Origin of the sequence: Anabaena azotica SJ-1 (assembly GCF_047275885.1) — a bacterium.
Classification (GTDB): Bacteria; Cyanobacteriota; Cyanobacteriia; order Cyanobacteriales; family Nostocaceae; genus Trichormus_B; species Trichormus_B azotica_A.
Genome location: NZ_CP178454.1, coordinates 4,345,038 through 4,358,629, shown reverse-complemented (window position 1 = coordinate 4,358,629; position 13,592 = coordinate 4,345,038). Strand labels below are relative to the sequence as shown.

The window sequence follows — 13,592 nt, the reverse complement described above, 5'->3', positions numbered from 1 at the left end:
TATATTGTCAACAAGAGAATTTTCTGTTTTTTAACATTTTCTTTGGCGTGCAAACACCTAATATTATTGATTAAATATCTCCATGTATTTTGGAAAATCAATCTAGAAAACCAGTATTTATATCACCGTGTTTATGGGCTAATACCAGTTTTGGTTAGACTTGAGAAATATTTTTTATCTGAAGGCAATAATAACTCTTAGATTGACAATTTGATTCAGTCGTGTATTTACGTAAGTAATTAAATCTCTACTTAGTAGGCAATACTTATTAAATTGATATCTACGGTAAAAACAATCAGTATTTTACTAAATATAACAAGTTTCAGAAAATATTGTTAGGAGCGAAATAAAGTGCGATCATCTTGATCATATAGAGTATTTTGAATAGATAGAGGAGATGTAAAACCCTTGCTATTGTTGCTTTTTAGGTAATGCTGCCCAGAACAAAGGTTGCACCATGAGGATGAACTTGCTTTCTAATCCTACTCATCATTGATAAATGAATACATTTTTGTCAATGCCTTGCCCGAAGGGCAGATAATCAAGGGACACAAACTAAAAAAATCAGATATCAAACAGAATTTGGACTAATTTCAATATTTGCAATTAATATGAAAAGAGAAGATATTTTCTGGAGGGCTGGGCTGTTTATAACTCTGTCGCTAACGGCGCTGTTTCCAGCAAAAGCTATTGCAACCAAGCAAGAAAAAATTGATGCCCTTATTAGTGTCGATACCAACAATCAGGATAGTAAAAATAAAAGTCCGTTAGAATCAAAAACGGTATTTTTGGAGCAAACACACTTGAGTGCTTCTCCTCCAAAGAAAGTAGCTGTTGTTCCTTTCTCACCAGAGCAAAAGTTAATGAATGCAGAACTCAATCTTAGTGAAGTTTATACATATAAGTTACCAGAAAAGATTCTGCACACGACTTCTAATTGTCGAGGACCCACCTTGGGAAATTCTCCACAAATATCTGTCACTATCGAAGATAACCTCCAGACTCAGGAAGAGTTGAAGCCAGAAATTTCTGATTGTGAAGAGAACAGTGCTTCTTTGGGACTATCTGATTACGGTAACAGCAAGGTTTTTGAGAACAATTCCAAGCACAATGCTAATATAAAATACCATATTGCTACTCAACAAGATGAAATTAATCTAAACTTGTCTCTTATTGATAAGAATTTTTTAGCGCAAGCACAAAATACTCAGAACCAAGCGCAACTCAATCCAGTTGAGCCAAATTTGCCTATAGTTCCCAAGGAAATACCTTCTTTACCCGTTCCAGAGGAGAAACCAGAGGAGAAACCAGAAAAGAAACCAGAGGAGAAACAACAATTAACACCAGAAGAAAATAAAAAAGTTTTGCGAGCTTTAATGCGTAACTTGTTAGATAACAGTGCTTCAAGATATCCCTTTTTTGTTAATACAAGTGATAAACTAATTATTAATCCTCGGAATTTTCAACCCTTAAAATTTGAGTTTTATTCAGATTTTAGTCTTGATTTAGATAAATTTAAAGCGGGTAATTCGTTTCAGGAAGGAGAATTTAGTGATCCTATTATTAAATCAGCTAATATTTCTTTTTATCCTGAAGATGAACAATTTTATTGGGTGTTAGATGGCAACCGAGTTGTGATTGAGACTGAAGGTAGACATCTCAATGTTGGTTATCAAGGATATTCCACTCAACAGAAAATTAGACAAATTGCTAAAGTATCTACGGTTTTTTGGGGAGTACAAACAGTATTTGGTCTTCCTAACATTTTTGAAGATTTGGTTGGAGATAAAAAGTTAGATGATGTGAATATTATTACTGGTGCTGCGGAAATTATTCTACCAAATGGAGAAAGTTTAGCTGATAATGCTAGTTTTAATATTAATATAACTCGACTTGATGGTAGTTTTTTTCAAAAATTTATTCCCCTAGATGATACCCGAAAAGCTACTACAAACGCACTTCAAGGAGGAGGTTCTTTTTTTGGTAATTTAGATGCTACAAATGCACCTACATTTTTACAAGGTTTTCCAACTGTCAATTTACAACCTTTATTAAATAATGGTGTGAAGCTGGAAATCGGCAGTATTATACCCCGTGAAAATCTTGTTGCGGCTGGACTGACGTTAGGTGATTTTTTTACTAAACAGGGATTTGCTTTTAACAATCCTATTAGTTCTTTGCCAGGAATCAAAACTTTACAACTTGATCAAAGTGACAACGATGACATTGTTGCTGTTCTTAGTAATCCTTTTTTAACTAAGGAACAAAGAGATTTTCATTATCTTAATTCGTTGATGTGGTATAACCTTGGTCAACAAAATCCTGAAGTTGCCACTTTTTCGATATTAGAACCTCAAAACCAAGATTGGTATAGATATACTTTGAGTTGGTCACATAACCGGACTTTACTACAATATGATCCAGAAAAAATTAAATTGAATTATTTAAATGTTTTTTCTAATCCTGGTTTATCTATAACTACATCCCAATGGAAAGATACTGATTTTAATCAAACTATAAATGCTAGTTTAGGTTTATTATTGGGTGGTGTTTTTAAGTTTATTAATCCTGGTAATTTAAATGAATCTATTAGTGAAGCGAAAGAGAAATATAATAACTTGCAACCTTTATCTAGTCTAAATACGAAAGCTACTTCTCAACAACGAAGACAGATGAATGAACGGTTAAATAATACACTTAATTATAGTAATACTAATAGTAATCTTGCCCAGGTTTCAGGAAGTTATACTTTTGCGAGTAATATTACTCCAGACAGTTCATTGTTATTGCAATTCAGAACAGGTCTTTATAAAAGAAGTGTGCAGTTCCTTGAACAAAAAATAGAACCTTGGACTCCAGAAACTCCTGTGGTGATAGATTTTGTACGTCCTAGTGATTTAGGTCCAATCTTTTACACAGGTGTTAATGTTCCCAGGAATTTAACTCAAATTGATGCCCCAGAAGCTTTTGAAGTTACTTTTATTCGTGGTGAAACTTCAGATGGAGAAGTTTTATTTGATCAATCTTATGTTTTTGATAATAACCTGGCTAATATGTTTACAGCAGTTCCTATTGTGGGACCTGGAAAAAGCTATGATCTTGATTTTGGACGGATAAAACTGAGTACGTTTCGACAAAGAGATATTGAAACATCTTCTTATACTGGTAATCTTTATTTGCCAGCAGTGGAATTTGCTATGTCTGGAAGTATTGATAATTTTAGTTATGCTTTATCTACAGGAATGTGGTTTAATTTATTTCCCGATTCTGCACCAATGATTGATAGTAATTTGGGTATTTTGAATCCGAATGCTACAGCAGAAAGTCCCATGGGAGGAATGTTTAAGTTTGCTGCTAAGGCAGATTTTCGCAATATATTTTATGATCAAGATAAGCAATGGAACACTATTATAGCTAATTCACCTTTTTTTTCATTAGCTTATAACACTAATCCTAATCGCTTAAATATGTCGAATATTTCTCTAGGGAATGTGTTTCAGTTTGTGAAACCAGATTTTAATATTACTTTTTATCCGGTGTTGAATTATTCTCCGGTCTTCCTCAATCCTGATGTTAAATCTAGTAGTTTGGGTGATGTTAGTGCTTTTTTCCTCCTCAATTTTTCCCATAAAGTAGGTTTTAATTTTAATAGTTCTCTTTCTCTGGGTAATCAGACTTTATACCAGGTTGAGGCTACCTATGATATCATCAAAAACAAAAAATTTGGGACTTTCACAATAGGCCCTTATTATGCAAATAATTCTATGGCTACTAAAGGGTTTGAAAGTCAATTAGTAGATCCTAATTATGGGATGATTTTCCGCTATGAAAGTGCTAATTCTGGTTTGGTGATCGATTCTCGTTTAGGTAATAGTGATTATGGGTTTAGAGGACAATTGAATATGGAATTTAAATTTTAAGATGTTGGACTTTTAAATTGCAGAATTACAGGGGGCAAGATGCCCAACTCATATAGAGTTTGATCAAGTTTATACTGCAAACGGTTCATAGTTTAACCAAATATGGAACCCCTCTCCAAACCTCTCCCTGCAATGGTGAGAGGCTTTGAACTTGTTTTTTGTATTATCAAAAAGTCCAGGTTTCAGCCGTTTAGAGTATAGATATGCAAATGCAGGTTTAATGAAATCGAAAATTAATCTAACACTGGTAACGGAAATGAAAGATTAACACTGTTTATAAGAGAACCCAAGTTAGGAATTGCTGTTGTGTTGACACCAACATTCAAGTTGACAGTTCCAGGATTAACAATATTTGTAGAAGGTACAACTACATTAATATTAGATAGTGTTGTAGTGGCGGTGGGAATATTAATAGTGGTATTGACTGTGGTCTTTCCAGTAACTGTGGTCTTGCCTATACCTGTCTGAATTTGAGGTAGATTGATGCCGTTTTGGGTAACGGATATAAAACTAGGGCGTGTATTATTTTCTGCACCTTTGATGACAAAAGTAGTTGGTTGCTGAAAGATATTTTTTTGAGCATTTGCTATGGATGGAATTTCTATTTTAATGGTGGGTTTTGGGACTGTAATTGTGGGTTTTGGGATGTTGATTGATGGTTTAAGAACGGAGATATTAGGTACGTTTATGGTGGGGATTGATTGAGCTTGAACGGTTTCTGATATTAGGGCTGTGAGTAAGAATGTTAATATTAAGCTCTTAACTTCAAGATTGGTAATGGATTTGATTTTGATTTTCATTGTATTTAGTGAGCTATTTCAAAATATTGATTTTAGGTAAAATGATTCTAAGTTCAGTATTCATAGGTACAGAAGGGGGAAGAGGATTTCCATCTGACAATTGTTGTAAATTTTGTCCTATTCCTGATTCCCAATTCCCTGCTGTGATCCAAATGCTTAACTCAATTGTGCGACAAGTTGATTTTCTACTAGGGTATCATTAGTTAACAAGTCTTCTACAGTAATTCTTAAAAAACGTTGTTCATCGACTTGAAACTGGATTTTGATGCGATCGCTCCCTGGAAAGCCTGGGGGTGTGAGTCGGGCTATATTTCTCGCCCCTTCTTTATCGTTGAGGGGTTTGACTGTGCTTCCTAGACATTTAATGTTGCGAGTAATTAAGCGATCGCCATCAAAATAAACTTCTGTTCCCCCTGTTTCGGCTCCTAATTCCCCCAAAATTAACTCTATACTGGGTTGATTTTCCATGGAAGCCCCTAATACTAATTCTACTGGTTGGGTCATGGGGTAAGCTTGTCCGGCTTTGACTATGGGTTGCCAACTGTGACGTTGGTTGCGACGATCCCAATAACGTACACCATAACTGTGATAGAGATAGTCTTTAATTTCCATGCCTTGGGTGATTTGCAAAGCACCTTGGGCGATCGCTTCAAAGGGACGTTCACAACGGATTTTTTCTGGTTCAAAATATTGGCTTACATAAGTCTGCACTGCGTGCAACTGTACAGAACCACCGACTAACAAAACAGCATTAATATCATTGAGTTCTATTCCTTGTCGTCTGGCTTGCTGTAATAGTGCCATCATGGCATCATGCAATCTATCAAAAAAACCATTTCCTTTGAGGAGTTCTTCTAATCCCTTGCGATTAAGTTCCATCTCATAACTTTCAAAAGTCTCATTATCAAAAAAAAATTCACTAGCTTTTTCTTGGGTAGATAACTGAATTTTTAACCGTTCTGCCAGTCTCGTTGTTAAGGAATTAACTGGCAATCCTTGACTTTTAGCAAAGTAATCTACTATCCAATTATCAATATCTGTACCGCCTAAATTTTGCCCAGCTTTAGCTAAGACACGGGCTGTTTTTACCTTTTGTTTTGAGTCTGTAGCCAGGGATTTATTACCCCATTTCAGCAGAAATCCCACAGGTTTTGTATCTGCTACCTTTTTGTCTAAACACACTAAAGACAAGTCTAAAGTCCCGCCGCCAAAGTCAATTACCAACAGATTTTCCTGTGCTGATAAACCATAACCCAAAGCTGCTGCTGTAGGTTCATCTAACATCCGTACCTGTTCCACAGGCAGTGCTTGACAAATTTTGCCTAACCAGTAACGATAAGCTTCAAAGCTATCTACAGGTACGGTTAAGACTAAAGAATCTAAACCGCCTTCTATGGGTGATAATTCCGTAATCACCTTGGTTAAAAACCATTCTCCTACTTGTTCAAAGGTGATATTTTTGCCATCTAGTTCTGGTAAAAACCCTTGGATATTTGCACCTATACCCCGTTTAAAACTGCGGAAAAATCTTTGATCAGCTTTAATATCCAGCCCGCGATCGCGCACTTGTTGCCCAACTAAGATTTTTTCCTGGGTAGCATCTTCTACATAGACTAAGCTGGGAATCAGTGGGGGATTGAGATTTTGTTGAATTGATAAACCCGGTAAACTTAGGGTTTCTGGTTGCTGGGTGACGGGATTCCAGCGGGTAATTACGGTGTTACTGGTACCAAAATCAATAGCGATCGGCATATCTTATTTTATTATTTTGCATCAGGAGGAAAATACGTAAGTACAGTTAATATATCGTTAATTATTTTGAATTAACCACCAATCTTGCAAATAAGTGATAGCTTTTTCCTTGTGTTTGGCTTCTACCTCTATCCAAGGTACTTGGTGGTAAGCATTAGGCATAGCAGTAATTAAATCACTGTGCTTTCTATCATTAAAACCTGAGTCACCATTGGAAATATGTACTAACTGCCAATCTGGATTTGACCAAGTTTCTCGCGCTGCCAAAAGCATAGACTCTACACTTGGATGATCATAAGAATCTAAATTTTCATAGCAAATATGATGATGGGCATCAAATACCATCGGAATACCAGCCTGCTCACATACATCTAAAATATCTCTAGCGTTATAGGCATATTCATCATTTTCTAAAGTTAAGCGGTTTTTTATACTTGGTGGTAGTTCAGAAATTACTTTTACCAATTTTTCTGCACGTTGAGATTTGCCACCATGAATATTCATTAATGCCCAAGGTGACTGGGGTAAACCGAGTAAATCTAATGTGCGGGCGTGCCTTGCTAAAATTTTGATACTAGTTTGCACAACTTCAGATGAATCAGAACTCAACACCACAAATTGATCTGGATGCAACACCATTCTGATCCCTAAAATTTGGGATCTTTGCCCAATTTTACCTAAATCATTACTCATTTCCTCCAAAATATTTGCGCCAATTTCATCTTCCATATCACTGAGAGGAAATAAAGCTGAAGACATTCGATATAGTCGAATATTCTGCTGTTGACAAAAAGACAAAGCGCCATCTAAGCAACGCAAATTATGTTGATAAAGTTCTTTCAGGGTATCTTCACGTTGTTGAAGAGACAGTTTTAAATAACGGGTGCGGGTAATAGTGCGAAAGCGCACTTGCTTATCAAAAGTGATGCAAACCAGACCTAAATAAGGCATAGTGATGGTTTGCTGTGATGTGTTGATTTCTGGTAACTGGATTTTAGTCATCCGATTATGGATTTGGGACTTTGGATTGAAACCACAGATAAATCCAGAGGTTTCTACCATCAAGGAATTATCATTAAATTTAACAATCTATTCCTAGTATTTTTGCAGAAACTTTTGGGAAATGACATCTGTCAAAGTGCTTAAATTAGCTAAAAATTTCCATATCTGCCCATGACACCATCTGCCCAAGGCATTCCCGGATTGCCAGATTTGACACATCCCGATCAGTTAGTGCAGTTTGGCACTAAATTAGTACAAGGTTCATTGTTATTTGTATTTTTGATTGTAGCTTTAGGAGTGGCGATCGCACTAATCAGTTTTTCCCTCAGACGCAACACCACAGAACAAGCAGTTTTCTTTGGAGAATGGTCTATTCGTTATTCCCAACTACTCAAAGGACTACAACATTTAGCCCTAATCTTAGTTTTATTAATTACCGGATTTTTCCTAACTTCCACCTTAAGCAACCGTTACCACCACTGGGAACAAGCGAAAGTGGCACAAATAGCCGAAAGTGTCGCCGGAGATAAATTAGAACAAAACGCACCCCAAATACGTTACATCACCGAAGAACCATATACCTATACAACCCAAGTTAACAACAGAATAGTTAAAGTTAACGATAAACAAAAAGTTACCCGCTACCTCAATTTAGCCGGCTCACAAATTCAAGTCAAAATTGACCAAAGTGTCAACGTTCAAAATCGCAGCGCCATTTATAATACTGACTATACCGCTGATTACAAAGTTGTCAATCAACTAAGTGATATTAATAGTTTCTTCTTTGAAGCATCACCACCTGAAGGTTACTCACTACTAGCTAATTACAAAGTAGAACGAGACGGAACTAGATTAAAACAAACAAATCCCGGCGATTATGGTTTTCCCTTTCGCTTAGAACCAGGACAAGAAACCACATTTAGAGTTACTTATCAGGCGCAAGGTGGTTCGCGTTGGGTATATAATGCCGCCAATCAACTACTTTCTCAATTCCGTCTCACAGCAACAGCTAACTTTAAAAATGCTGACTTTGCTAGTGGTATTGTTCCTACAGAAATTAAAGGTGATGGAAACAGTACCCAATTTACCTGGGTATTTAATGATAATGTTTCTGTAAAAAATCCCTTTGGTGTTTTTACAAGCACTAGTCAAGTTAAAAACACAGGCATTATTCCCCGGTTGTTATTGTTAGCACCAGCCATATTTTTGTGGTGGATATTATTGCTGTATTTATCTCTACCAATGAGTTTAAAAAATATCGCTATAGCCGGCGGTATTTTCTTTGCGTGTTTATTAACACTAACCTATATAGCGCGCGTAGTTAATCCTGAACCAGCTTGGATAATAATTTCATTAATTTTACTAGGTTTAATCTATGGATTAGGTTCAAATAGTCGCGCTTCTTTAGCAGCAATTATTTGTACTATTGCGGGAGCAATCTTACCTGTTTTGGCTTTATTGATACCATTTAGTGGTTTAACCTTGAGTCTTGCAGGTCTGCTTTCAGTAGCGTGGTTAGCGGTACATCATTGGTATGCAGAGAACAGGTAACAATTCAGAAATTTACAAATTAACCATAATTATAAATACGGAACACCGACAAAATCCTCATCCACTTGTGGGCGAGGATTTTTACATGAATAATCTTTTTTAATTCCAGAGAATCACTCTATAGACAGGCAACTTTAAAAATATAACCTGGTAACTTTTTGGACAATATCACCTTTTGATGGTTTCAAAATAATTATCTTTTAGCAAATTATGTAAATAAAATTACGTACTTAAAGAACATGGCAGATTGGTATTGACGAAATAAAAATATTTAGTTATAAACTGCTAATGCAAACTAAATATAAGCATATATATCAATTAAATGAAAATTACTCAAGTTGCTACAATTATTGTTACATGGAATAAAATACAACAAATTTGTTTGCTCCTAGAAGACCTTAAAAAACTGGAATTAAAAAATATTAATCTCGATATCTATGTGATAGATAATGCTTCTACAGATGGTACTCAAACTTACATAGAAAAATATTATTCTGAGCAAGTAAAGGTTTTACAAACTGGTAATAATTTAGGTGGTTCTGGCGGATTTTCTTACGGGTTACAATTTGTTAGCAAACTTGATTATGATTATATTTGGCTACTTGATGATGATGTTCGCCTAGATTCCCTCGCACTAGTAGCATTAATTAACACATTACAGAATTATCAAGAAGTTGGTGTAGTAGGTTCACAAATTCGCAAGCTACAGAACCCTAATACAATTCAGGAAATTGGTAGCTTTGTTAACTATAAAAAAGCACACTTAAAAATCAACTTTGGCAATCAAGTAAACATATCCACAGCAGAAATTCTTCAGGGTAAACCATACGTTAATGTAGATATCTGTGCAGCAGCATCATTATTAATCAGGTGTAAAATTGTACAACAAATAGGAGTATTTGAAGATTACTTTTTACACTTTGATGATGTGGAATGGTGTTTACGAATCAAAAAAGCTGGATGGGTCATTGCTGTCAATCCACATTCAATAGTTTGGCACGATTCTCCTGATTTTAAATCCAGACCTTGGATTAATTATTATGACGAGCGTAATCTTTGTTACTGTTGGCAAAAACATCGACCAGAACTTTTATTAAAAAGGGTATTGGTAAGTGTTCCCCGACTAGTTTATTACGCTGCTACAGGAAGATACTTTCTAGCTGAAATTTCTATCGCAGGTTTTCAAGACTTTATCAACGGTATTCAGGGAAAGATGCTCAGAAAAATTAATTATACTGAGTATGCTTTAGAAGAAATTATTCATGAATCAGCTAAAGTTTTTGTGCAATCTACTATCTATCAAGACGAGTTCCAAAGTCAAAATCTCAAAAAGATAGAAGTTGACAAGAAAGTTACTTTTTGGACTTTACCTAATAAATTCAGTCGCATTTGGTTCTGGATAATTGCTTGGTTTTGCAAACCAATTGATATTGCTATTGTTACTTATCAACATCCAACTCTTGACGTTATCAATCTTGCAAAACGGGTTTACTACTTTACAGGTAATGGTTATGTGCCTGTTGTGATTAATCCTTTAGTATTGACAAAGGCAGTTATTAAGACTAGCAACCAAATGTGGCAGATATACTGGCAAATTCGCAAACTGAAGTTATCGTCAATGCCAAAAATCATGCCTATTCCCTTATCTCCCCTAGTTTCAATCATAATTTGCACGAGTGACCGCCCCAATTATTTAGAAAAGGCTTTGCAATCACTAGAACTAATTCGCTACCAAAACTTTGAAGTGATTGTGATTGATGCTTCGTCAACAAACCAAACCAGTGAAATAGTCAATAAATTATCTAGCCAGAATAATTTGCAGATCAACTTTCTACAAGTTGAACAAAAAAACATCAGTTATTCCCGCAATATGGGCATCAAATTAGCAGCAGGTTCAATAGTGGCATTTCTTGATGATGATGCCATTCCGCCGGCTGAATGGATTGAAAAATTGCTAGATATTTATGCCCTACATGGTGAAAAATGTGCAGCAGTTGGAGGTACTGTTCGTGATTTAACTCGTCCTGGTTATCCCCTACAATTCCAGCGCGGAATCACAAATATTTTCAGCGAAACTATTGCTATTCGTTCTACTGATTCTACCAACTATAACCAAGCAAATGGCTTATGGTTTAACGGGTTAATGGGAACAAATTGTTCTTTTCGCAAAGACATTTTAGAAAAAATTAATGGCTATGATGAATTTTTTGATTACTTTCTCGATGAAACAGATGTTTGTTTACGTTTAATTCAAGCAGGATATGAAGTTCACTATGCTGATGTGGTAATAGATCATTATCCCCAACCTAGCCACAATCGGATTGATCAAAAACATCTCACCTGTTGGTATTCCTTAGCAAAAAACACCACTTACTTTGCTATCAAGCATGGATTAACAAGAGGTTTATTTCCTATATTCGTTACTCGGCTGTTTTTGCTAATTACCTATCGTTGTTGGTTGAGAATTATCCGCCTTAAATTCACCCATCATATTCCTAACTCAATTTTAATCAAGTATATTCAACAAACCATTGAAGGAATTAGAATTGGTTGGAAAAGCGGTATGAAACTGCATCAAGTTAATTAACTTGTTAATTAGTAACATTCTCTCTAATGGCAATTTCAATTTCAATTGATTACAAGGAAAGATTTAAAATGTCACAATCTTTACTAAATTCACTACCCATTCATCAAAATCTACAAACGACTGTGAAATTGCAAAATATGATTTTGCCTAATTTAGATATATGCACTGTCGAAGAACTGTATTTTCGATTAAATTCTAAATTTCCTATGAATTATGAAAAAAATATTATTGAAATTAATAAATCTGAAGTTATTAGTTTTGATACTTATTTCAATTCTTTTTCAATTCAAAAATGGCAAGAACATACCAATATAGAAGCGATTAATATTAACCTGAATGTAAAAGGCAAATTTAAGATTAGTCTGCTGAATATCAATTATTCTTCACAAGTCAAGGGATTAGTCCATCAAAAAATAATTACTAACACCGAACTTAAAGAAGTATGTGTATTTCAAGATGTAGACATACAACCATATAAAGGATTATTGTATTTAGAAATTGAAGCCTTAGAAGATAATTGTATTGTCGCTGGTGGATATTTTTATGCAAATATTAATAATTTTTGTAAATCAAATCAAAAAATAGCTATTGTCATTTGTACATACAAGAGAGAATCTTATGTATATAGAAATGTATCTTTGTTAGAGAAACATTTACTTTCTCAACCAGACATAGGAAATAACTTTGAACTATTTATCATTGATAATGGCAGAACCATCAAAGATTTTTATAATAGTAAAATCCACGTTATACCTAATAAAAATGCAGGTGGTAGTGGTGGATATTGCAGAGGTATTATAGAAGTTCTCAAGCGGAAGTCTGATTTTTCACATATTGTATTTATGGATGATGATGTAGTTATTAATCCCGAAGTATTCGAGCGTATTTATAATTTTCAAACTGTCGCTCATGATCAGAATCTATGTCTCGGTGGTAGTATGTTACGCCTAGATACAAAATATATTCAACATGAAAATGGCGCAGTTTGGAATAAGGAAGTAACTAGACTCAAGCCTGATTTAGATTTAAGAAATGTCAAGAATATTTTATTAAATGAAATAGAAGAACACCTTAGTTACAATGGTTGGTGGTTATTTTCTTTTCCCGTAAGAAGTATAGATGATTCCAAATTACCTTATCCATTTTTTATCAAAATGGATGATATGGAGTTTCCGATTAGGTTAAATCATAAAATTATTACCTTGAATGGTGTGTGTGTTTGGCACGAAGCATTAGAAAATAAATACTCACCCATGATGAACTATTACTTAAAAAAGAACGAATTAATTTTAAATGTGATTGCCTCTGATGATTTTAGTAAAGTAGATGCAATCAAACGAATTATTAAATTTACCCTGAGAGAGGCATTTTGCTATAAATACCAAAGTGCGAATATTATTCTAAAAGCTGCTGCTGATTTCTTGAAAGGTCCTAGACATTTAACAGAAATTGATCCGGAAGAGAAAAACAGAGAAATTAGAAGTATGGGAGAAAAATCTGTTAAAAATACTGAATTACCTTTTATGTATATCAAGTATGAAGAAAGCGTGAACAAATTAGAAAATACAATTCATCGCTGGCTGAGATTTATTACTCTAAATGGACATTTGCTACCTTCTAGATTTTTCTATCAAGATATTAAATTAACTGGACAGGGATATAAAGTAGTTCCTATGCAGGATTATAGACCTACAAATGTATTTAGAGCCAGAAAAGCCTTGTATTATAACTTAATCAATCAAGAAGGATTTGTGGTTAGCTTTTCTAGAGGAGAATTTTTTAAAGTTTTGCTCAAAACAATATCTTTATCCCTAAAAATATACTTAAAATTCTCTAAATTAAAACAAGACTATAGAGAAACATTACCTGAACTAACTAATAGAGAGTTTTGGGAAAGCTATCTAGAAATTAATAAATACTCTAAACAGAGTTAAAGATTTACAGCAGGAGTCAGGAGTGAAACTGGCTTTGTATATAGGT

At 34.6% G+C, this 13,592-nt stretch carries 7 protein-coding genes; 4 read left to right on the top strand and 3 right to left on the bottom strand.

Translation table 11 applies throughout. The annotated features are described in order from the left end of the window. The first annotated feature begins 611 nt into the window (after window positions 1–611). On the top strand, window positions 612–3,920 hold the full coding sequence (locus ACLLO5_RS19065) for a hypothetical protein (protein ID WP_413172054.1): 3,309 nt from the start codon (window positions 612–614) through the stop codon (window positions 3,918–3,920). Between the two features lie 233 nt (window positions 3,921–4,153). Here ACLLO5_RS19065 and ACLLO5_RS19060 read toward each other — a convergent pair whose 3' ends face one another. The 3 genes from ACLLO5_RS19060 to uvsE all read right to left on the bottom strand — a co-directional run bounded on the left by ACLLO5_RS19060 (window position 4,154) and on the right by uvsE (window position 7,474). After that, the gene (locus tag ACLLO5_RS19060; protein WP_413172053.1) at window positions 4,154–4,720 is read right to left on the bottom strand and encodes a hypothetical protein; all 567 of its coding nucleotides are present in this window, start codon (window positions 4,718–4,720) and stop codon (window positions 4,154–4,156) included. Between the two features lie 156 nt (window positions 4,721–4,876). Beyond that, window positions 4,877–6,472 (bottom strand): Hsp70 family protein, encoded by a 1,596-nt coding sequence (locus tag ACLLO5_RS19055; RefSeq protein ID WP_413172051.1) that lies wholly within the window; start codon window positions 6,470–6,472, stop codon window positions 4,877–4,879. Window positions 6,473–6,529: 57 nt separating this feature from the next. Beyond that, a complete protein-coding gene (gene uvsE, locus ACLLO5_RS19050; protein ID WP_413172050.1) occupies window positions 6,530–7,474 on the bottom strand; it encodes a UV DNA damage repair endonuclease UvsE in 945 nt (314 codons plus the stop codon). Between the two features lie 171 nt (window positions 7,475–7,645). On the opposite strand from uvsE, the gene ACLLO5_RS19045 reads away from it, so the two are divergent. From ACLLO5_RS19045 to ACLLO5_RS19035, 3 genes are all read left to right on the top strand, one after another. Further along, on the top strand, window positions 7,646–9,025 hold the full coding sequence (locus tag ACLLO5_RS19045) for a hypothetical protein (protein ID WP_413172049.1): 1,380 nt from the start codon (window positions 7,646–7,648) through the stop codon (window positions 9,023–9,025). A 322-nt stretch (window positions 9,026–9,347) separates the two neighbouring features. Continuing rightward, window positions 9,348–11,612 (top strand): glycosyltransferase family 2 protein, encoded by a 2,265-nt coding sequence (locus tag ACLLO5_RS19040; protein ID WP_413172048.1) that lies wholly within the window; start codon window positions 9,348–9,350, stop codon window positions 11,610–11,612. Window positions 11,613–11,638: 26 nt separating this feature from the next. Then, window positions 11,639–13,546, top strand: coding sequence for a glycosyltransferase (locus tag ACLLO5_RS19035; protein WP_413172047.1), 1,908 nt, complete (start codon window positions 11,639–11,641; stop codon window positions 13,544–13,546). Window positions 13,547–13,592: the final 46 nt, after the last annotated feature.